This window comes from Candidatus Oscillochloris fontis (assembly GCF_004138135.1).
Lineage (GTDB): Bacteria > Chloroflexota > Chloroflexia > Chloroflexales > Chloroflexaceae > Oscillochloris > Oscillochloris fontis.
Map to the genome: position 1 here is coordinate 89,810 of NZ_RYFD01000005.1, position 21,690 is coordinate 111,499.

Below are 21,690 nucleotides of genomic sequence, written 5' to 3' on the forward strand. Positions count from 1 at the left end.
AATATGCCAGAGTAGAGGGGACTACTATGCAGGCGATGCTTCGCCCCTACGGGATGATCGGGGAATAATGGTACAATGCTCACTCTCGGTGTCATCTCCTACCCCACCAACACACCATGCCCCACCAACACCCGGTCATCATTGAGCGCCACGAGATCGGAGCCTTGCGCTCCCTACGCCTGCTTGCGCCGGAGATAGCGATTGCGGCCCAGCCGGGGCAGTATGTGTTGGCTGCGTGTAAACCTCCTACCAGCTACGACCCCATGTTGCGGCGGGCGATCTTTGTGGCCGGGGCCAACCCGCATGCGGGGACGATTGATCTGCTGGTGCAGCCCGATGATCGCGGCAATGCGTGGCTCTGTGAGCAACTGGTGGGCGTGCGCCTCGATCTGCTCGGCCCACAGGGTCGCCCCTTCAAACTCGATCCGCGTACCCGCAACCTGTTATTGGCTGGGACGGGAACTGCGTTACCGGCACTGCTCTTTCTGGCCCAGCGCGCCGCTGCTAAGGGCATCGCCGGGGTCCTCTTCGCTGCCGCCGCCGATTCCGCCTACCTGCCGCCCGCGTTTCTGCTGCCGCCTGAGTTTGAGTACCAGAGCAGCGCCGATGGCCCCGCCAGCCTGATGGATATGCTGGCGGTACCGAGTATTGGTCACTCGCTCTTCAACACCCCGATTGCCTGGGCCGACCAGATCTGTTTTGCGCTCTCAGAAGATCTGCTTGCCTCCACAGCAGCGGCGGTACGTAACGGGCGCATGCGCTGGGAACGCGGCTTCGCCTTTGTCGTTGTGGACGGACGTATGCCATGTGGGATCGGGATCTGTCAGTCATGCTTGATCACGACCCACAAAGGGCTGCGCACGCGCTGTAAGGATGGGCCGGTGTTTGATCTGCGCGAGTTGGCCTCGTAGGGGCGAAGCATCGCCCAGCATGTGGCCTGGGAAACACGGACACTATTGGCGGGCGATGCTTCGCCCCTACTTCAAAAAGGAGCAAAGCATCGCCCAGCATGTGGCCTGGGAAACACGGACACTATTGGCGGGCGATGCTTCGCCCCTACTTCAAAAAAGCACTCATCACCGCGATATACTCTGGGGCGCGGGTAAGGGCGGTAATGTGGCCACGACTATGGAACGTGTGGGTCTCGGCATGCGGGTAGCGCTGACGCAGTGCGGCCCGCTCGGCGGGTGAGAAGAGCGGATCGGCGGCAGTTTCGAGTAACAAGGTCGGCCCCTGCCATGAAGGGGTGCGCAACTGTTCGCCCTGACGATCCATATCAATCATCACGCGCACCCGGTTGGCAAACTCGGTGACACTCAGGTTGGCTACAATACCCTTGAAATAGCGCTGCCAGAAGCGGTGCGCTGGGCTCTGCCCCTTGAGGACGACCCGCAGCACCGTGCTGAGGAAAGTACTGAAGGCTGGTTGCGAGCTACGGGTGATCAGATTGATCGCCAGTTCCATAGCGCGTGCGCGTTCGGGACGTGGCACCCCCGTATCTCCAATCTGGAGGCTGGCAATTCGATCCGCGTGGCGCTGGACGAGATACTGGGCAACCATACCACTGTAGGATGCGCCAATCAGATGGATCGGGCCGGAGATCTCGCGGGCGATCAGATCATCGAGGCCGGCCAACAATTGCTCCAGCGATGCCACCTCAGCGGGGTAACTTGGCGCGACCACGCGGTAGTGGGGGGCAAAGGCGGTGACGTAGGCAAATGCCATCTCGGCAATACCGGGCGCACCGGGGAGCAACAGCAGGGTCTTCGGCCCATGCCCGGCGACGATGTAGCTCCAGGTGGTGCCTCCGAGATGCGCCGAGAGCGGATGGTGCTGCGAACGGAAGATCGCCAGTTGCACCTCGAGATCAGGATAGGTGCTCGTGGGCCATAGGTTGCTGCGGGGGGGAGCGAGTGTTGTCATAGAGTTGATATTTGGTTATATAAAGTTGAGGATTTAACACATGTTCTCTCTTTATGATACCTGAGAATAGGCGGGAGTCAATAGAGTTCGCAGAGGATGTAGTGTCCGCAGATTACGCAGATTATAAAAAAATAATCTGCGTAATCTGCGTAATCTGCGGATAAATAACGCGGGCGCGTCGCGACGCACCCCTACAACGCCGGAATAAACTCCTCGGCGCTACGCACACTGCGCACAAACGCCGCGATCAGCCGCGCCGCTGCATCCACATCGGCGAGCGCGATCATCTCGTTGGGTGAGTGCATGTAGCGGTTGGGAATACTGACCACTCCGGTTGCAATCCCACCACGCATCTTATAGATGGCGTCAGCATCGGTGCCGGTGTAGCGCGGGGCGATCTGGAGCGCGTAGGGGATACCTTCTTGCGCGGCAACCTGAAGTAGCCGCTCGTAGACTAGCGGGCTATTTGCGGAGCCACGCGCCAGCACTGGCCCCCCGCCTAGCTTCACATCACTATGCTGCTGCTTATCCGACTGGGGGTGGTCGGTCGCAAAGGTGACATCCACCACAATCGCTACTTGTGGATCGAAGCTGAAGGCGGCGGTGCTGGCTCCGGCGAAGGTGATCTCCTCCTGGGTACTCGCAACCGCCGCGACGCTGGCGGCGGGGCGATCCTGGCTGAGCAACCGCAGGGCTTCGAGGACGGTGAAGGCACCGATGCGATTATCGAGGCTACGGCTCACGATGCGCTGGTTGGGCAACTCATAGAGCGGAGCATCAATGACACCCACACAACCGACCCGTACCCACTCCTGGGCCTCCTCGCGGCTGGTGGCCCCAATATCAATCCACATCTGCTCAATCGTCGTCACCTTAGTACGCTCGTCGGGCTTGAGCAGGTGGATGGGCTTCTTGCCGATCACCCCGACCACCTCACCGGCGTGGCCGAGCAGACGTACCCGTTGCCCCACCAATACCTGTGAATCCCAGCCACCAATTGGGGCGAAGAAGAGATAGCCTGAGTCGTCAATATAGCTCACCATCAGGCCGATCTCATCAATATGGCCCATGAGCAGAATCCGTGGTCCGGTACCATCAATCAGGGCATAACTATTGCCACTCACATCAGCATAGACTGTATCGGCAAAACTGCGCGCCTCCTCACGCCAGAGACGTGCTGGGGCGACTTCATCACCTGAAGGGCCGGGAGTGCTGAGCAGACGCTTCAGAAAGCCAATCCGTGGGTGAGATTTTTCCATCATGGTTGCTCCTCGCTGAGAAAGAGACTTGTTGTATTATAACATTGTCACTTTGTGCCTTTGTCCATCAATCTTCATCCGCCCTACAAGCAGGGCGTGTGCAAAGTCGTTGGGGCTGAAGCCCCAAACCCTCTTGTTTGTTGGTGGTTGACCCCCAACAAACAGACCTTCGGGGGCGGCGTAGCCGCCCCCGAACCCCCACCAGAGGTGACTTTGCCCATGCTCTGGCCCTACGAGAGATCTGCATGCAGCGTATCGCAATTATCTACAACCCCTTTTCGGAAGCATCGATCAGCCATTCGGCATTGCTAACTGCCTGGTTACGTGAACGTGGCATTGATATTTGGCGCGGTATTTCACAGGAGTGCCGCGAGTGCCCTCAGATTCTTGAAGATGCCGATCTGATGATCGCCATGGGTGGTGATGGGACGGTGTTACGGGCGGCGCGGCTGGCCTTCCCTAGCGGGTTGCCGGTTCTGCCAGTGGCGTTGGGCCATCTGAGTTTTATGGCCGAGATTGGCCCCGCCGAGTTGTATGAGGGGATCGAGACGTTGCTCAATGGGGGGGGCTGGCACGATGAACGGGCGCTGATTGATGCCACGCTCTGGCGTGAGGGTGAACATATTGCTGATTTTGTCGCCCTCAATGAAGTCGTCATCTCGCGCAGCGAGATCAGCCGGGTGATCAATGTTGAGGTGGCAATTGATGGCTCGCTGCTCACCACGTACCTCGCGGATGGGGTGATTGTGGCTACGGCGACTGGTTCGACAGCCTACGCGCTGGCGGCGGGTGGCCCAATCATTGACCCGCGCTCACGGGCGTTGGCGCTGGTGCCGGTGGCGGCGCATCTGACTAACGTGCCCTCGATGGTATTGCATGAGGCGGCGGTGGTGACGATCACGATGCGTAGCCGTAACAATGCGAGTATTGCAATTGATGGCCGGGGCAATCTGCCCTTGCTGGAGGGGGATGAGGTGATGGTGCGCCGGAGTACGAAGGTGTGTACCTTCTTGCGGCTGCGCCATAGTAGCCAGTTCTATACCCAGTTGGCGGCCAAGCTGAAGCGATGAGAATCCGTAGGGGCGCGTCGCGACGCGCCCCCCGTGTTTTCGTAGGGGCGCGTCGCGACGCGCCCCTACAAGATTGTCCCCACTTAATCCAGCGGATCGATCTGATAGACACACTCTGCGGCACCCATCCCAGAACACATCGTCTCTTTGCCGGTCATTCGCTTGCCGGTAAAGTGGGCAATCGATCCAATGAAGACGCCCATGGTAAAGGCGCAGTGTGGTTCGGGCGCATTGGTGACGCCTGCGGTGCAGGCACCTTCGGTGATGTGTACCTCGAATCCTCCGTTGTCCTTGGCGACGATCTTTTGGACGAGACAGAGCCGGGTTCCATCTATACCGAGCACCTTGGCTAGGTTCTTCTGAATCTCATCGGCACTCTGTACTTTGCCCTCCAGACCGAGGCTCTTGACAATATCCTGCCCTCGCTCCCGGCCAGCAGTGACGATCAGTGCTCGACCTGCTGATTCTTCTGCGCCGGCGCGCAGAAAGTGGAAGCAAGTTACGCTCATCAACGCACCGAGTGTTGGACGATCTGCGTCTGCCATGGTAGGTTGCTCCGTTCATTATATGGTGGCGAGCGATCCCGTTTCGGTTGCTTAGAGTCTACTACCAACCCATTACCAAAAAGAATAATTCTTTGTGAATTCATTCTTTTACGGTATGGGTATACCAAGCGTTGTTGCGCCACCGCGATCCGTACTTGTGCCGGGGTAGAGCGAACGTTCGGCTACAATTGGTTGGGTACCACGTACTACCGCCGCCACGGATGCCTCATCGGGGTAGAGTTGGTGAACCGCCATGGTGTAGCGTGCTTCGGCGGGGATGCGCAACTGCTCGCTGGCGGTAGCGCCATCGGCAAAGACGAAGTTGACCGTGACCGTGGCCGGGGCGGGGTTGGGGTTGCTCACACACAGATAGTAACTGCTATCCCGCGTGCGGCCTTCCACAAACGCCCAGCTATAACTTGGTTCGAGCGCACCTGCCCCAACCGAACCGGCACCACCGCTGTTGAAGGTCATGGCGCGTTCGACTGCCACTGGGCGATCTGCGCGTACTTCGGTTGAGATACCTAGGTTGGGTACCACCTCATTCACATTGATTGCCAACTGGGTTCGCGGCGGAATGGCGTAGCGGCGCATTGCTGCGGTGCCCTCTGGCCCCTGGAAGGTGGCCTCGACATTGGCGGGCTGATCATTGGGGTTGAGCACCAGCAACCGCATCTGGAAATCGCCCTCGGTGGTGCCCTCGGCAAAATACCAGCGCCGGGCGAGCATATCAATGCCGCGCCCAGTGTGCAGGCCGCGTTGCTGCTCGCCAAAGCGCATGGTGCGCTCGACCGCAATCGGTTGGCTGGCGATCACACGCACGCCGAAGTTGGCATTGGGTAGCACCTCATGGATCGAGACCACCAGCCGATCTTGAGCCGCGATCTGCACCTTCTGTTCAAGCTGGGTGCCGTCATTGCTCATATAGGTGATGGTTGCCGAGACCGGGTTGGACTGGGGATTGAAGAGGATCAGATAGGTGCGGCTCTCGCCTTGGGTTGAACCCTCGGCAAAGTACCAGATGCGCGAGAGGCGGTTGATGCCTGGCCCTCCATCAATGTCGGTGGTCAGGTTCATACTACGCTCGGCGAGGATCGGGGCGCTCGACTCGATAATCGCCGGGATGGCGTTGGCATCGCTGATCAGATCGTTCACGATCAGGTCGCTGCGTGCCCCAGCGGGTACACTGATCAAGCGCACCAGCGGCGCATCACCGGGGCGCAGCAGCGTCACTTTGGCATCAGCAGCGCTGGCTGTAGGGTTGAAGAGCGCCAAGCGTTCGCTATAGTCACTCACATTGCCTTCGGCAAAGTACCAGCGTGCCCGCACGGTAGACTGATCGGTGCGGCTGCGCAGTTGGGGCATGAGGGCCAGCGTCGCCTCGGCGGGGTCGGTGGCATTCGGATCGGCCTCGCGGTGGGCGGCGATGTTGGGGCGGGTGCTGCGTTGCCCGCCAATGCTGACGCTATGCTCACCGGTGGGAGCGATCTCGTAGGCTTGGCCGAGCCATGCGAGGAGGCTGATCAGGCTGGCTTGGGTGATCTCGCTGGGAGCGGCATCCTGCGCGGCGATCACCGCAACATGGATGGCCACATCCCCCCCGGCCAGTCGGCCAACCTCAGAGGTTGGCCCGCCGACCCGCCCCTCAAAGACGTTGCCGTCGGCATCAATGACATAATGATAGGCCAGATCATCCCAACCCAAGACGGTGGTCTGGTAGCTGAGCAGGGCGCGCATGAAATCACGGCTGTTCGTCGTGGTTGGATCGGCGGTGATCTGGTGGATGATGATCCCGCGTGGATCACGGCGGGCGGGGCGTGCCGCAACAATCTCGCCACTCCAGTCGCTGCGGGCGATCACCACCGGGCGCTGGGTGAGGGTCTGCTTGCCTGCGAGGATGGGTTGGCGGGGTAGCCCCGCCGCGAGGATCGGCGGGTCCTGGGCCGATTGGATATAGCTCAGATGCACCTGACTCAGCACGGCTGAGGCGCGGGCAACCTCACTTTGCATACTGATGCGCAGTTGGAGTTGGTTGCTGGTGGCAGCAAAGGCGCGCACATTGGCACTGGCAAACGCGCCATCGTCCGACTGTGATCGGGCATCACCGCTCTCCAAGGGCTGCCAATCGCTCCAACCTGTCTCGGTATCCGCGCTATCCTCTGGGATCGTGCGCGCCCGTACCGCCAACTGCACCTGGGTGCCAGTCAGAAGTTCGGCATGCCACACCGCTCCCACCGCATGAAAGGCGAACTCGGTATTGAAGGGTGCCGACACAAACTCGCCTTGCACCTGATCTTCGGCGAGGCGCAGTTCACCCCCGGCGTTATTGGTCACGAGCAACCCAGTGACACTCCCTGCCTCCCAGTCTGCGACCGTACTCATTTCCCAGCTCTCAATCGTGAGCATGGGTTCTGATTGGGCGTAGGCGGGCAGCGTTCCTATAACCAGGAACGCTGCGAGGAGGAGGGTGAGCATGGAGAGACAAGCGCGACATTGGCGCATAGCAGCCTCACTTCTCAGGGCGAACGGCACCATTAAAAGCACCCCGGTAGACATTCGCCGAATCGTAGAGCATCCAGCCATCAATCTCTGGGAACTGTTCGCTCGCTTCGATCTGAGCGCGTACCTCTTCGGGGCCATATTTGACAACCTTATAGGCCCATGGATCGGTATGATCCTGGAGCCATGGGCGTAGCCGGGCGTAGCGATCCTTGATCTGTTCGATGCCGGACGCATTTGCGGCGGCTAGCACCTCATAGGGCTGATCCACCGGTGAGTCGAGGCCAAACGCTCCTGGCCCCCAGAGCGAGGGGTAGGCCATCGGGGCGATGTAGTCGCAGTAGGCTCCCATGCGTCCAATGTCCTGGGCAATTGTCATTGAGGGGCCAAGTGTCACGCGACCAAAGACATCAATAGACATATACGCCCCGGCCTCGTTCACCGCACGGTGGGCTAGTTGCATAAAGTCGGTCAGTACCTCGTACATACGATCCGGGTTCTCAACCGGGTCAATCGGTTCGGAGAAGAGCAGGGTATCGCGGAAACTGGCTGCATCGCCGTACCAATCGGGGAAGCGTATGTAGTCGTAGTTGACCTCATCAAAGCCGAGCAGTGCGGCTTCAATACCAAGCTGGATGTTGTAGTCCCAGACATTCCGGTTGGTCGGATCGAGGTAGGCGTAGCGAATCCCAGGGCCGGGATAGTCGGCATAGACCTCGCCGGTCTCTTTGAGCCGGATTGACCATTCGGGATGCGCGTCAGAGAGGACATTATCGTGGGAGAAGAGTTGGATGCGGGCGATGGTGTAGATGCCCTTCTCCTTCAACTGAGCCAGTAACGGTTCGATGTCAATGTAGTCGTAAGAAAGCCCCAACTCCTTCACCAGCGGCACCTGCGAGTCATAATAGACCAAGCCGAGGTCGTCGCGCAGATCGCTCTTGATGTCAATCACAATCGTATTGAGTTCGGTGGCATCAATCAGGTCAATATATTCTTGAATGAGAGTGGGCTTGCGCGCCACCGCAGCGGTGACATAGAGCGCTTTGACGACAAAGCGCTCTAGGCCGATCTCTTCAGGCAGATTGCCGGGGCTAATCTCTAGTACCTCTTTGGCATAGCCGGGTGAGAGGACTTGGATGTAGCCCTGTTCAGGTACCCCCTTGAGGGTGAAACTGCCATCGCTGCTGCTCTGGATCTGGGTGTAGGCCACGGCGGTACCGGGCAGGTTGGGAGTGGCGATGATAGTCGCATTGGCAATCGGTTCGCCCGTCTCTTGATCAACCAGTCGCCCACGTAGGGTATCGGGGCGCAGCACCGAGTCAAGGACGGTCGTCTGGCCAATCTCCTCGGAGAGTGGTGCATAACCATCGGCGCTAATTTCTAGCGTCTGCTCATCGGCGACAATATCGGTCACGCGGTAGCGCCCCTCGGCATCGGTAGTCGCCTGGGCATCCCCGACCCGCACGGTTGCTCCGGCGACCGGCTGGCCACTGAAGCGATCCGTCACTTGGCCACTCAGCACATTCGGACGCAGGCTGACATCCAGATTAGTGGTGCGGCTGAGCGTCTCGGTGTGTGGCGCATAGTCGGGCGCGTGGATGGTAATGCTAAATTCTTCAGGCACGCCACTGAAGCGGTAGCCGCCCTCAACGGTGCTACTCACGACGAGTGTATTGCTGACATTCAGTGTGATTGATAGCTCGGCACCGGCAATCGGTGTCCCGGTATAGGTATCCCGCACCATTCCGCGCAGTGTATTGGGGCGCAGGCTCGTTTCGAGCGTCATCGTCATACTGCTACTCTGGGCCACCTGGGGCTGGCTGGCGAGTGGCAAGCTGAGCGGCTCATAGTCGGGTGCACTGATCGTGAGGGTGTCGCTACTGCGCCAACGCTGGGTCTGGAAACTGCCGTTTGTGTCGGTGCTAAGGCTTTGGGTGGCGATGCGCACATTGGCTTGGCTGATCACCTCACCCGTGTAGGCATCACGTACTGTTCCGATCAACAGTGGGCCAGTGTTGCTACACGCACTGAGTAGAGCCATAAGAGGGAGTATGATGACGGCGAACCATGATCGCCGAGTGGGGCGCAATTGATGATCAACGCAGTTGGGACGCAGCATAGATGCTTTCCTGGGGATGTCGAGAATAATACGCGGCATGATAAATTTTTTACATCCCCTTGTCAAGCAATAGGGCATGTGTAAAGTTACCTCCGGTGGGGGGCGGGGGCGGCGTAGCCGCCCCCGAAGATCTTTTTTGGTGTTTTTTGGCGGCGCAGCCGCCAAAAAACACCAAAAATTGAGGTTTGGGGCGTAGCCCCAAGAACTTTGCCCATGCCCTGGTTTTTGGTATGTATTGGCGGCTGCGCCGCCAAAAAACACCAAAAATTGAGGTTTGGGGCGTAGCCCCAAGAACTTTGCCCATGCCCTGGTTGGGGGCGCATCGCGATGCGCCCCTACTGATAACCTACCTCATAGACTTGGTGCGGTTCCTGTTTGCCTTTGAGTTCAATCGCGCCCAACGAGTGCAGGGGCCATGCCAAGTCTCCGGGTGGGAGGGCATCGTGGAGGTGGTAGGAGAGTACGACCTGCCCCGCCTGGGCGATCCCGGAGAGGCGACTGGCGGTATTGACCACATCGCCGATCAGGGTGTAATCCTGGCGCTGGATCGAGCCGATGTTCCCTACGACTGCGCGGCCATAGCTGAGGCCGATCCCTAAGCCGATCTCTAGGCCCAATTGGTTGCGCCATGTGGTGGCCAATGTGGCAAAGGTGCGCTGCATCGCCACCGATGCCTGCAACGCACGTAGTGGGTCGTCGCGGTGGGCAATGGGTGAGCCAAAGACCCCGATGACCCCATCACCCAGGAACTTATCAATCGTGCCATCGTGGGCGTAGAGTACCTCGGTCATGGCGGTGAAGTAGCGGTTGAGGATCTGTTGGACGAGCACCTGCGGGTCAATCCGTTCGGTGATACTGGTGAAGCCGCGTAGATCGGCGAAGAGTACCACCACTTCACGCTCGGTGGGGTTGCCAAAGTTGCTCCCGACGCTGAGCAACTGTTCGGCCACCTGGGGTGAGACGTAGCGGCGGAAGACACTACGCACCCGCTCGCGTTCTTGGCGTTCAAGGCGCTTGATCGCGCTGATGTCGCGTAGTACCGCCACCTGGCCCAAGGGTTGATCATCACCACCTTGGACGGCGGAGAGACTCAGGTTATAGACCGTCTCGTCGGACAGAATGATTTCGGCCACATCACCTGCGGAGTGCTCGCCATTCAGCAGCGGCATAAGGCGCACCAGGGGGGTATCCTGGCCATGCGGAACCAAGTGGATCAGGCTCTTGCCATAATCGGTCTCAATGCTCAACCCCAAGCGCTCCTCAGCGGCACGATTGGCGAGCAAGAGTTCATGTTGCGGGCCGATCAGCAGGATAGGATCGGCGGCCCCGCGCAGTACGGCATTGAGGGTCGAGCGCTCATCGGCCACTTCGCGGTAGAGGCGGGCATTCTCGATCACCTGGACGATCAGGCTCGCAACCGTGGTAGCCAGTTCCAGATCGGCGCGTCCGAAGCCCTCAGTACGTTCGGTGGTGTCAATAAAGAGCACGCCAACCGTCTGTTGCGCTGCACGCAGTGGTACCGCCAAGAGATCGCGGATGTGACGGGCATGGAGGAAATTGTGGATCAAACTCAGATCGGGATGATCGGCGATGTTGGTGAATCTCTCTGGTGCCTGGAGTTTGGCGACGAGTTCATGGGCATGGGGCAGCGCAAAGATCAGGCGATGGAGATCCTGATCGAACGGGCTGGGCTTGCCATACAATGCGATCAGCGCATGACTGGACTGATGATCCGTATTGGTAGACAGGATCATGCCCACATTGGCAACCCCAAAGATCTTGGCTACGGCTTCGGCTGCGATCTGAAGATTCTGTGGGGCATCGAGTTGGGCGGTGATCGCCAGTGAGAATCGGTTGACTTGGCTGAGTTGTTGGACGCGCTGTTGTTCATCTTCGAGGAGGCGTGCATTGCCCAGCGCGACACTAAACTGGCTCATGATCGCACTCAGGATGGCCTCATCACTCGCTCCAAAGGCGGCGGGGATGGGGCTGCGTACATCGAGCGTTCCCAACACTTGCCGTCGTAGAATGATCGGGATCACCAACTCCGAGCGCACCATAAGATCATCGGGCAGTTGCGCGACGTAGCGCGGGTCGTTGCGCACATCATCAACCCGCACGAGTTGGGCGTGGCGCATGGCCCAGCCATTCAGCCCCTCATCGGCGGGTAACCGCAGGTTTGGTTGTTGGGTATTGGCACTACTCCCCGCTGAGGCTTGCAGCACTAGGGCGGCACCTTCACGCAGAAAGAGGTTGACCAGCGGGTAGCCGAACTGTTGCTGGATCATATAGACCAGCAGCCGGGTGACCTGATCGGGTTGCATAAGCTCGGAGAGGAAGGCGTTGATCTGGTTGATCTTGCGCAATTCCTCAGCCCGCCGGGCCAGCAACTCTTTTTGACGCTGCGATACGCGGAAGAGTTGGGCGCTCTCGATGGCCACCGCACTCTGTGCAGCTACCGATTCGAGCAACTCGATATGCTCATCGCTAAAGAAACCGGGGGTATGGTGTACCAGTGTGATCACCCCCAGCAGATTATGTTCACGCTGCACCGGCATAGCTGCCACGGCGCGCACGCTGGAGTGGATGTCACTCCCGACAAACCAGCGATCATCCTCGCGGGTATCGTGGATGATCGCCGGACTCTGTTCGCGCAGCACCCAACCGGCCACACCCCGGCGCAGAATATCGGGAAAGACTGTACTTGTCGGGTTGCGACTGCTCGAATAGTAGAGCGCCTGCTCCTCATCAAAACCGGTCAGAATGATACTGGCGCGAATCGCCCCGACCGCATCGGCGAGATGATCGAGGAAACGGGTTAACAAGAGATCCAGATCAATCGTCGCGCCGAGGTCGCGGGTAAGGTGGAGCAGCAGTTCGGTCTTGCGCTGGGCCTTACTCAGGCTGCGCTGGGCGCGTTGCAGGCGCAGCATAGCGCGCACTCGCGCCAAGAGAGCGTCAATCTCCACCGGCTTGACCAGAAAGTCATCAGCCCCGGCATCCAAACTGGACACACTGGTGGCGAGGTCGGCCTGTGCCGAGAGGATCATCACCGGGATGAAGGGCTTCGTGCGATCCGCCTTAACCTGGCGGGTCACCTCATTGCCATCAATCCCCGGCAAGCCCAGATCGAGCAGAATAATATCCGGGGTGATGAGATGCAGATAGGCCAACGCCTCCTCGCCACTTGCCGAGAGCGAGACGCGGTAGCCACTATTGGCCAGCACATCGTGATAGACCCGGCGAATCAGCGGGTCGTCCTCAACGATTAGAATGTGACCCAATTCTGTCATGGGTAATGATTGTTGATTTGCACTGGTTGGGGTAATGAAACGAACCAGTACAAGCGGTTATTCCAGCGCCGATCTGTTGCTCTGGGGTCATTCGGTGGGATTTTGTCCAATCCAACCAGATAAATCATGCGCTGGGCGCACTGCTGCTCTTCAGGTGTAAGATCGGGATGTGGTTGTATGATACCACCCTCCATATAGACGAGCATACGCAGGGTGTTATCACGATCCGGCCAGTAGTAATCCTCAAGATGAATCGCCTGGTGACTCTTGATGGAGTTACAGTTTATGCAGCCGAGCAGGAAGTTTTCCCACACGAGTTCCAGATCTGGTCTAGCCCCACTACCCTTTTTGGGCTGTACATGCTCAACCGCAAGGGAAGAGTCAAGCTGCATCTCGCAGTAGGAACAGTACTCGCCGAGACGGCAGATGAGGTCGGATCGAACGTCTTGGTACGCTCGAAATACTCGTGGTGTGCCATCGGGGTTGCTGGGGACAGAGCCGCGCTCGACGGGTCTCATGGGCGCTCCTTACCCAGACCGGCGGCCTCGCGCTCCATCTCTAAGAAGGCGTGGTAGGCTATGTTGTCACTGAATGGGGTTAACTCGTCCAGGCGGCGCTTCAGGGCTTCAAGTTGGTGAGGATGAGCCTGCTTGCCTTGTTGGAGTATGTGGTAGTACTCTTTGGCTGCTGTCATCATCTCCTGGTAGCGTTCGCTACGCTGCGGCAGAACGACTTCCATGACCTGCTCGGCAATATCTTCGATGCTACGATCCGCATATTCGGCTGATCGCACTTGATCCAGGTTGATCAGTTCACCGGGGCGGAGCGACTGGACGATGAAGGGGGAGTGGGTGGTGGCGATAAATTGGATGCGTGGGAAGGTACGCCGTAGATCTTCAACTACTTGGCGCTGCCATTTGGGATGTAGGTGGAGGTCAATCTCATCAATCAGGACAACACCAGAGGTGGAACGGGCAGCCTCTATGTTATGCTGTGGGTTGAGCACCGCCGCTCGGTAGGCGATGTCGGCGACCATTGCCAGCATATTGCGCACGCCATCGCTGAGCATGCGGAAGGGTAACTGGCGCCCATCGGTAGCGGTTATGATCAGTTCGTCCTGACTAATATCGTAGAACATGCTATGCCACATCTCGACACTGCTGACTACTGCCTGCTTCACTGCTTCTAACAAGCCGACTGGCCGACCCTGTTGGAGTTGGATGATCTCCATCGTTTTGAGCCAGCGTAACAGGCGCTTCTCGTTTGAGGCTGGATCGAGGCAGTCGAGGTAGCCAACGGTACGCGAGGCAGGTTTGGTTGGCTCTAGGTTGCGATCTTTCTTTTGAAGCCAGAGCCGTCCAGTGCCATAGTAGGCTAGGAGTGGAAGATTGACAGGCTCGCCACTTCGAACAGCGTGCTGAAGATTACGGCTAATCTCGAAGATCTCGGTTGCGCCTTGGCGTGTGGTGCGTCCGCTAGGGTTCTCAAGGGTGCGAGTCCAGTTGATCTGATGCCCGTGAACAAGTCCGGTGCAGGTGATTTCGACTGGATACTGTGGTTCTACGTTGATGGTTTCACCATACTCGAAGCGGGCTAAACGTACCTCATCCTTGCGGATACCGCGTGACTCGATCTCGTCGAACCCAAGGAACAGTGAGCCCAGTCCCACCGCTAGTGCGTCGAGTAGTGCGGTCTTTCCGGTGCCATTATCGCCAACGATTACATTGAATTGTTTATCAAAGCGAAACTCACACTGGGGTGTAAAAGTTGGCTCAGTTACTGCGAATAACGTCGGGGCGCTGAAGCCTCGAAAGTTTTCTATTTTGATGGTGTCGATTCGCATTGTTGACCCCGATGCGTTGTGCCTATTTGTTCTGCCTTGGCTGATAATAATACACCAAAAGAATAGGGCATGTGCAAAGTTACCTCCGGTGGGGGTGCGGGGGCGACGAAGCCGCCAAACAACACCAAAAAAGATCGTTAGCGCGAAAAAGCTCTGGGACGCGCCGCATGGCTTCGACAGGCTCAGCCAGCGGCGCGGTGGCTGAGCCTGTCGAAGCCCCGCGCCGCATTCCAGCTTTCCCAAGGCTTTTTCGCGCTAACAATTTTTGACAGAATTGATTGCTTTGCGCGTGGTGTTGAAGCGTTCTACGGTATCCTACCGTTGATTAAGCACAGTGTAGGAATGCTCTACACAGTGTATGATAACAGAAGTATCAATCTGTCTGTGCAGTGTTGGGGTAGAGCATATCATCGGCTTTTGGGCTAAAGGGGTTGAGAGAGAAGCGATTAGGGAAAGTAATATGCGCTGCAAACGTAGGGCTATTGAAGAGGAAAACCGCGTATGGATAAATGCCAATAGACTGTATGGTTATTGTAGTAATGGGGCAAAACGCCCTGACTCAATGATCAATACGGCTATCATCTCTGATGTACCCGGCTTAGAAACTGAACCAAACGTTATACGATGGATTTTTGAGCAATATACCTATAGTATATGCAAGCACTCACGATTGACTTTGAGGCTCTTCATGCTATGCCAGATGAGGATCGTCAAGCGATTCTTGACGTGCTTGACATACAGTGTGTGTTACAGCCGGATCATTCTGCGCTTCACATACACTGGTTAGGGCGTTGTGATACTGTTGGCTTGAAGAACAGTAGGCTATAATGATCGTATGAACCCATCACATAATCCACCGATTGCCGCCCTACGCATGATCGCAGTCGAGGTGATGTCTATCGAAGATGTCCAACTCGATCAGCGCGGGGATCTGGTCGTTCCCCGCTTTATCGGACACCTGCATGGCGATGCGCAGCACGCCTATGATCAGGTAGCTCCACGCTTTGCGGCCTTGGGCCACACGGCTCTTTTACAGCAGCAGGGCCAGGGGGTGGCGCTCGAAGCCCTTCCCGGCCTCTTCGCCCCGCAGCCCTCGCGGCTTTGGCTGGCGCTGCTGCTCTTTGCCCTGACGATTGCTACCACCATGCAGGTGGGTGGGTTTGAGTTACTGGATGGCCAGGTGATCTTCAACTGGACCCACGCAATGGCCTATAGTGCGGCGCTGTTGGGCATTCTCCTCGCCCACGAACTGGGGCACTATATTGTGGCTCGTCGCGCTGGTGTGGCGGTTAGTTACCCCTTCTTCATCCCCTTCCCCGCCGGGATTCTGGGCACGATGGGGGCGTTTATCTCGATCAAGGAACCCGTACCTAACCGGCGGGTGCTGCTCGCCATCGCGATTGCTGGACCACTCGCCGGGTTGGTCGTGACCATCCCGGTGTTGCTGATCGGCCTGAGTCTCTCCGAGGTTCATAACCTCGCCGCGATGCGGGCGGCGATGCCCGACCAAGCCTACTTTACTGAGGGCAACTCGCTGCTCTACGCGGCACTCAAGCTGCTCGTCTTTGGGCGCATGCTCCCCGGTGGTGGCGAGGATGTCTTTTTGCACCCGGTCGCTATGGCCGGTTGGGCCGGGTTGCTCGTGACTGGCCTCAATCTTATTCCCGCCGGTCAATTGGATGGCGGACATATCTTCTTTGCGCTCTTTGGCCCGCGCATCGCGCAGATCGCCAATATGGTGATCGCGGTGTTGCTGCTGGCGATGGGTTTCCTCTGGAGTGGCTGGTTTTTGTGGGCTATTCTGGTAGCGATCTTGGGGCGCACACGCACCCCCCTGCGGAACGAGGTCTCCCCGCTGGAGGGATCGTGGCGGATGTTGGCTGTGTTGGGTTTTGTGGTCTTTGTGTTGGTCTTTATTCCGGTGCCGATTACGATTGGTACGCCTTAGCGGAAGGATCGTCTTCTATGCGGCTTGTCACCTATATGGATGGAGCGATTGAGCGGGTCGGTGCGGTGCGCGATGATATGGTGGTTGATCTGAGTGATCTGGTGCCCGATATGCTGACGCTGATTGCATCTGGCCCGGCGCTCCTCTCGGCGGCGCAGCAGCGGGTCGCGGCAGCCCAACGCGGGGCGTCACTGGCTCAGGTGCGCTTGTTGGCCCCTATTCCGCGTCCGCGCCAGAACATTATCTGCCTGGGCATGAACTATGCTGCGCACGCCATCGAGTCGCTGCGGGCCAAGGGCTTGCCCGAAAAGTTGCCCGAACACCCGGTCTTCTTCACCAAGTCGGTGACGGCGGTGAACCACCCAGGGGCCGACATCCCTATGCTCTCGGAGTTGTCGGCGAAGCGCGATTGGGAGGCCGAGTTGGCCTTTATTATTGGGCGACCCACGCGCAATGTTGCGCGTGAAGATGCTATGCGTTCAGTCTTTGGTTATACGATTTTTAATGATGTGTCGGCACGCGACTTGCAGATGCAGCACCAGCAGTTCTTCTTTAGTAAGAGTCTGGAGGGTACCGCACCGATGGGGCCGTGGATCGTGACGGCTGATGAGATCCCTGATCCGCATGCGTTACGCATTCAGATGCGCCTGAATGGTGAGACGATGCAGGATTCGAGTACCCACGACATGATCTTCGATATTCCAACCGTGATCACGACCCTCTCACGCGGCATGCCGCTTGGCCCCGGCGACATCATCGCCACCGGAACGCCGGAGGGGGTGGGTATGGGGCGCACGCCACCGGTCTGGTTGAAGGCGGGCGATCAGATCGAGGTGGAGATTAGTCGGATTGGGGTGTTGAGGAATCGGATGGTGGCGTAGAGCCGCAATATTTTGCGTGTAGAGACGCAATATTTTGCGTGTAGAGACGCAATATTTTGCGTGTAGAGCCGCAATATTTTGCGTGTAGAGACGCAATATTTTGCGTCTCTACACGCGGAAACCCTACACCCGATCCTGCAAACTCTCCACCGTCCAGACATTATCGCGCAGGGCACGGATGGCCTGCACCGCCGCCGCCGCCCCGGAGAGGGTGGTGAGGCTGGGGATGCCATAGGTGATCGCGGCACGCCGGATGGCGACTTCGTCGAAGAAGCTCGACTTGCCCAGCGGCGTGTTGATGATCAGCGCGATCTGCCCGTTCTTCACGTAGTCTACCGCGTTGGGTCGCCCCTCGTTCACCTTGTAGATGGTGGTGACTTCCAGCCCCGCACCACGCAGGTAGGTGGCGGTGCCGCCGGTGGCGAGCAGCGTAAAGCCCATCGCGGTCAGGTCGCGGGCGATTGGTGCTAGGTTCTCCTTGTCGCGGTCATTCACGCTGATGAAGGCGCTACCGCCCATGGGCAGGTGCTGGCCACAGCTCTGCTGGGCCTTGGCGAAGGCTTCGCCAAAGGTGGCCCCGCTGCCCATGCCCTCGCCGGTAGACTTCATCTCCGGCCCTAGCAGCGTGTCTACACCGGGGAAGCGTGCCCAGGGTAGCACGACCTCCTTGACATGGTACTTGCTTTCGCCCGCGCTGTTAGTGGTGATGGCCATCTCGGCTAACTTCTCGCCCGCCACCGCCTTGGCCGCGATCTGTGCCCAGGGTGCCCCGGTCGCCTTGGCGACAAAGGGGGTGGTGCGTGAGGCACGCGGGTTGACCTCCAGCACATAGACGATGCCGTCTTTCATGGCGTACTGGATGTTCATCAGGCCAACCACGCCCAGTTCGTGCGCCAGTTGTTCGGTGTAGCGGCGCAGCGTCTCGACATGCTCCGGGGCTACCATGTAGGTCGGGATGACACAGGCGCTGTCGCCGCTATGCACCCCGGCCAACTCGATCTGCTCCATGATCCCGGCGACGATGACGGTTGTGCCGTCACTCACCGCATCCACGTCCATCTCGAACGCATCTTCGAGGAAGCGGTCAATCAGGATGGGGTGTTCGGGCGACGCCGCGACCGCCTCGCGCATATAGCGCTCTAGGCTGGTCTCATCATAGACAATCGCCATGGCGCGCCCGCCCAGCACGTAGGAGGGGCGCACCACCACCGGGTAGCCGATCTGCTCGGCGGCGGCACGCGCCTCCTCCCAGGAACTCGCGCTGCCGTGGGCTGGTGCGGGGATACCCAGGCGATCCAGCAACGCCCCGAAACGGTCGCGGTCTTCGGCTAGGTCAATCGCATCGGGTGGCGTGCCCCAGATCGGTACGCCAGCCGCTTCGAGCGCCCGCGCTAACTTGAGCGGCGTCTGGCCACCAAACTGCACCAGTACCCCATCGGGGCGCTCAACATCCACAATGTTGAGGACATCCTCCAGGGTCAGCGGCTCAAAGTAGAGCCGGTCGGCAGTGTCGTAGTCGGTCGAGACCGTCTCTGGGTTACAGTTGACCATAATCGTCTCGTAGCCCATATCACGCAGGCCAAAGACGGCATGGCAGCAGCAGTAGTCAAACTCGATCCCCTGGCCGATGCGGTTGGGGCCACTACCGAGGATCATGATCTTCTTGCGCTGGGTCGGCTCGGCCTCACACTCTGTCTCGTAGCTTGAATAGAGGTAGGGCGTGAAGGCCGGGAACTCGGCGGCGCAAGTGTCTACGCGGTGGAAGGTGGGGGTGATCTTTTGATCCAAGCGGCGCTGGCGCACGGTCATCTCGGCGCTCCACGAGAGGCCGGAGCTAGGCACGTTCAGCAGGTGCGCCAACTGGGCATCGGAGAAACCCATGCGCTTGGCCTGGCGCAGCAGATCGGCGGGGATCGTGTCGAGCGTAAAGGCGCGCACGCGGCCTTCGAGGTTGAGGATCTGCTCGAACTGCTCGATAAACCAGGTGTCAATATGGGTCAGCGCCGAGACCTGCGCCGCAGTCATGCCGCTCTGAAGCGCATAACGGATGTAGAAATAGCGATCCGGGTGGGGCGTGATCAGCCGCTCGCGCAGCCGGTCAGGATCAATCTTCTCTTTGCCATCGGCACCCCACCCCATGCGACCCTGCTCCATCGAGCGCCACGCCTTCTGGAAGGCTTCGGGGAAGGTACGCCCGATGGCCATCACCTCACCCACCGACTTCATCGAGGTGGTGAGCGTCTGATCAGCCTGGGCAAACTTCTCGAAGGTCCAGCGCGGGATCTTCACCACCACATAATCGAGGGTTGGCTCGAAGGAGGCGGGCGTCTCGCGGGTAATATCGTTGGGCAGTTCATCCAGGGTATAGCCGACGGCCAGTTTGGCCGCGATCTTGGCGATGGGGAAGCCGGTGGCCTTGGAGGCCAACGCCGACGAGCGCGAGACACGCGGATTCATCTCGATCACATAGATGCGGCCATCGTGGGGATTGACGGCAAACTGCACATTCGAGCCACCCGTCTCGACACCAACCGCACGCAGTACCGCGATAGACTGATCGCGCATCTGCTGGTACTCGCGGTCGGTGAGGGTCATGGCGGGCGCAACCGTGATCGAGTCGCCGGTATGGACGCCCATGGGGTCAATATTCTCGATGGAACAGATGATCACGCCGTTATCCATCCGGTCGCGCATCACCTCCATCTCAAACTCTTTCCAACCCAGAACACTCTCTTCGATCAGCACCTGGGTGACGGGCGAGGCATCGAGGCCACGTTCAACAATCTCGCGGAACTCCTCGATATTGTAGGCAATCCCGCCGCCCGCGCCACCGAGGGTGAAGGAGGGTCGAATAATCGCCGGGAAACCCGTCTCGCCGACAATCGTGAGGGCTTCATCAATCGAATGAGCTGTACCGCTGCGGGCCACACTGAGGCCAATCTCCAACATCTTATCTTTGAAGAGTTGGCGATCCTCAGCCACACGCACCGCATGAACCGAAGCGCCGATCAGTTCCACCGCATAACGTTCCAGCACCCCGGCCTCGTGCAGATCAACCGCCAGATTAAGCGCCGTCTGCCCGCCCACGGTGGGCAGGATCGCATCAGGGCGCTCCTTGGCAATGATGCGTTCCAGACTGGGAACGGTGAGCGGCTCGATATAGGTCGCATCAGCGAGACCCGGATCGGTCATAATCGTGGCCGGGTTCGAGTTGACGAGTACCACGCGGTAGCCTTCTTCGCGCAGTGCTTTGCACGCCTGGGCGCCCGAATAGTCGAACTCGCACGCCTGGCCAATCACAATCGGGCCAGAACCGAGAATAAGGATTGTATGGAGGTCAGTTCGCCTAGGCATTGTCAGAGTGACTCCTCGCTGGATTTGTCGTATCGGCGAGGATTATACCATAGGGGTATCAAAGGCCACGCGCTATAGCACGTGGCCTTTGATACCCCTGGGGTGGGAATGCGGTCGCGTCCCATACGTCTCGTAGGGGCGCGTCGCGACGCGCCCCTACTGGGAGATTGATGCCTCGGTATCAATACGGTAGGTATTGATGATCTCGTTAGTGTTATCAATCAGATCATCAAATTGGGCCTGGGGCACTAGGGTGCTGAGCAGGGAGACCTTATTGCCGCGCTGCTCAATGAAGGTGTTCCCCAACAGGGTGGCCTCGACACCATTATCGGCAGTGGCGATGTAGGTCCAGACGATCAGGATGCTGCCATCCGCCTGCGGGGTCGGATCTTCGTAGTAGAAGTCCGGCTGGCTGCCGAAGCTGTTCTTCAAGTAGGTTTGGAGGATTGTGGTCAGATCTTCATCGCTATAGACTGTCTCATCCTCGAAGATGTCCACAATCACGGCCCCATTGCGGGTCGGGTCGGTCCAGATCAGGATCAGTTCGTCGGGGTTGCTGGTGTCCTGGAGTTCCCAGTTCTCCGGGATGTCAATTTGGAAGACCCCTGAGGTATGCGCGTAGGTCTCAAGTCGTCCAATGTCAACCATCTGCAATTCACCATCACCAGGATCGCTGAGTACCACCTCAGTTGGCTCTTCGGTGGGGGCTGCGGTGGGGGCTGCGGTGGGGGCTGGTGCCGCTGTGGGCGCAGGCTCACGGGTTGGGCGTGGGGTGCGAGTGGGGGCTTCGGTTGGCGCGGTTGTGGCGCTGGGGGTACTGGCTTGGCCGCCTCCACAAGCACCCAGAGTCAGGAGCAACGACAGAGCGAACGGGGCGGCTACACGACGGAGTGGATGGAGCATACTTCCTCCTCAACAAGGATCACTCCTTGTTCGCCCGCCCTCCATTGCGTCGG

Annotated in this window: 14 protein-coding genes; 4 read left to right on the forward strand and 10 right to left on the reverse strand. The window is 58.8% G+C overall.

What is annotated here, in order from left to right; all coding sequences use genetic code 11:
- Positions 1-116 precede the first annotated feature (116 nt).
- Positions 117-911, forward strand: coding sequence for an iron-sulfur cluster-binding protein (locus EKD03_RS03930; RefSeq protein ID WP_129627791.1), 795 nt, complete (start codon positions 117-119; stop codon positions 909-911).
- A gap of 145 nt (positions 912-1,056) precedes the next feature.
- On the opposite strand, the gene EKD03_RS03935 is transcribed toward EKD03_RS03930, so the two are convergent.
- Both EKD03_RS03935 and EKD03_RS03940 read right to left on the reverse strand, forming a co-directional pair.
- On the reverse strand, positions 1,057-1,923 hold the full coding sequence (locus EKD03_RS03935) for an alpha/beta fold hydrolase (RefSeq protein ID WP_129627793.1): 867 nt from the start codon (positions 1,921-1,923) through the stop codon (positions 1,057-1,059).
- Positions 1,924-2,114: 191 nt separating this feature from the next.
- Complete coding sequence (locus EKD03_RS03940) at positions 2,115-3,185, reverse strand: M42 family metallopeptidase (protein ID WP_238613377.1); 1,071 nt, start codon at positions 3,183-3,185, stop codon at positions 2,115-2,117.
- Between the two features lie 242 nt (positions 3,186-3,427).
- On the opposite strand from EKD03_RS03940, the gene EKD03_RS03945 reads away from it, so the two are divergent.
- Positions 3,428-4,252: an NAD(+)/NADH kinase gene (locus tag EKD03_RS03945; RefSeq protein ID WP_129627796.1), complete on the forward strand. Its 825-nt coding sequence runs from the start codon at positions 3,428-3,430 to the stop codon at positions 4,250-4,252.
- Positions 4,253-4,335: 83 nt separating this feature from the next.
- Here the strand turns inward: EKD03_RS03945 and EKD03_RS03950 are convergent, their stop codons facing one another.
- The 6 genes from EKD03_RS03950 to EKD03_RS03975 form a co-directional block, all read right to left on the reverse strand.
- On the reverse strand, positions 4,336-4,797 hold the full coding sequence (locus EKD03_RS03950; RefSeq protein ID WP_129627799.1) for a 4-vinyl reductase: 462 nt from the start codon (positions 4,795-4,797) through the stop codon (positions 4,336-4,338).
- Between the two features lie 108 nt (positions 4,798-4,905).
- Positions 4,906-7,299: a peptidoglycan recognition protein family protein gene (locus EKD03_RS03955; RefSeq protein WP_129627802.1), complete on the reverse strand. Its 2,394-nt coding sequence runs from the start codon at positions 7,297-7,299 to the stop codon at positions 4,906-4,908.
- 7 nt (positions 7,300-7,306) lie between these two features.
- The gene (locus tag EKD03_RS03960) at positions 7,307-9,337 is read right to left on the reverse strand and encodes a putative glycoside hydrolase (RefSeq protein ID WP_238613378.1); all 2,031 of its coding nucleotides are present in this window, start codon (positions 9,335-9,337) and stop codon (positions 7,307-7,309) included.
- Positions 9,338-9,750: 413 nt separating this feature from the next.
- Complete coding sequence (locus EKD03_RS03965) at positions 9,751-12,708, reverse strand: GAF domain-containing protein (protein WP_129627808.1); 2,958 nt, start codon at positions 12,706-12,708, stop codon at positions 9,751-9,753.
- Positions 12,705-13,226, reverse strand: coding sequence for an HNH endonuclease (locus tag EKD03_RS03970; protein WP_129627811.1), 522 nt, complete (start codon positions 13,224-13,226; stop codon positions 12,705-12,707). The genes EKD03_RS03965 and EKD03_RS03970 overlap by 4 nt, the downstream gene beginning before the upstream one ends.
- Entirely contained in the window at positions 13,223-14,551 is a 1,329-nt protein-coding gene (locus EKD03_RS03975) for an AAA family ATPase (RefSeq protein ID WP_129627814.1), read from the reverse strand. The genes EKD03_RS03970 and EKD03_RS03975 overlap by 4 nt, the downstream gene beginning before the upstream one ends.
- Positions 14,552-15,386: 835 nt before the next feature.
- On the opposite strand from EKD03_RS03975, the gene EKD03_RS03980 reads away from it, so the two are divergent.
- On the forward strand, positions 15,387-16,499 hold the full coding sequence (locus tag EKD03_RS03980) for a site-2 protease family protein (RefSeq protein ID WP_129627816.1): 1,113 nt from the start codon (positions 15,387-15,389) through the stop codon (positions 16,497-16,499).
- A gap of 17 nt (positions 16,500-16,516) precedes the next feature.
- Complete coding sequence (locus EKD03_RS03985; protein ID WP_129627818.1) at positions 16,517-17,380, forward strand: fumarylacetoacetate hydrolase family protein; 864 nt, start codon at positions 16,517-16,519, stop codon at positions 17,378-17,380.
- A gap of 123 nt (positions 17,381-17,503) precedes the next feature.
- Here EKD03_RS03985 and carB read toward each other — a convergent pair whose 3' ends face one another.
- A complete protein-coding gene (gene carB / locus EKD03_RS03990) occupies positions 17,504-20,734 on the reverse strand; it encodes a carbamoyl-phosphate synthase large subunit (protein ID WP_129627820.1) in 3,231 nt (1,076 codons plus the stop codon).
- A gap of 156 nt (positions 20,735-20,890) precedes the next feature.
- Entirely contained in the window at positions 20,891-21,637 is a 747-nt protein-coding gene (locus tag EKD03_RS03995; RefSeq protein WP_129627822.1) for a hypothetical protein, read from the reverse strand.
- Positions 21,638-21,690: the final 53 nt, after the last annotated feature.

Excerpts from the sequence above, each read along its gene's own strand:
- EKD03_RS03930 (WP_129627791.1), top strand. The coding sequence starts at position 117 with ATGCCCCACCAACACCCGGTCATCATTGAGCGCCACGAGATCGGAGCC.
- EKD03_RS03960 (WP_238613378.1), bottom strand. The coding sequence starts at position 9,337 with ATGGCTCTACTCAGTGCGTGTAGCAACACTGGCCCACTGTTGATCGGA.
- EKD03_RS03965 (WP_129627808.1), bottom strand. The coding sequence starts at position 12,708 with ATGACAGAATTGGGTCACATTCTAATCGTTGAGGACGACCCGCTGATT.
- EKD03_RS03935 (WP_129627793.1), bottom strand. The coding sequence starts at position 1,923 with ATGACAACACTCGCTCCCCCCCGCAGCAACCTATGGCCCACGAGCACC.
- EKD03_RS03940 (WP_238613377.1), bottom strand. The coding sequence starts at position 3,185 with ATGATGGAAAAATCTCACCCACGGATTGGCTTTCTGAAGCGTCTGCTC.
- EKD03_RS03975 (WP_129627814.1), bottom strand. The coding sequence starts at position 14,551 with ATGCGAATCGACACCATCAAAATAGAAAACTTTCGAGGCTTCAGCGCC.
- EKD03_RS03970 (WP_129627811.1), bottom strand. The coding sequence starts at position 13,226 with ATGAGACCCGTCGAGCGCGGCTCTGTCCCCAGCAACCCCGATGGCACA.
- EKD03_RS03985 (WP_129627818.1), top strand. The coding sequence starts at position 16,517 with ATGCGGCTTGTCACCTATATGGATGGAGCGATTGAGCGGGTCGGTGCG.
- EKD03_RS03945 (WP_129627796.1), top strand. The coding sequence starts at position 3,428 with ATGCAGCGTATCGCAATTATCTACAACCCCTTTTCGGAAGCATCGATC.
- EKD03_RS03995 (WP_129627822.1), bottom strand. The coding sequence starts at position 21,637 with ATGCTCCATCCACTCCGTCGTGTAGCCGCCCCGTTCGCTCTGTCGTTG.
- EKD03_RS03980 (WP_129627816.1), top strand. The coding sequence starts at position 15,387 with ATGAACCCATCACATAATCCACCGATTGCCGCCCTACGCATGATCGCA.
- EKD03_RS03950 (WP_129627799.1), bottom strand. The coding sequence starts at position 4,797 with ATGGCAGACGCAGATCGTCCAACACTCGGTGCGTTGATGAGCGTAACT.
- carB (WP_129627820.1), bottom strand. The coding sequence starts at position 20,734 with ATGCCTAGGCGAACTGACCTCCATACAATCCTTATTCTCGGTTCTGGC.
- EKD03_RS03955 (WP_129627802.1), bottom strand. The coding sequence starts at position 7,299 with ATGCGCCAATGTCGCGCTTGTCTCTCCATGCTCACCCTCCTCCTCGCA.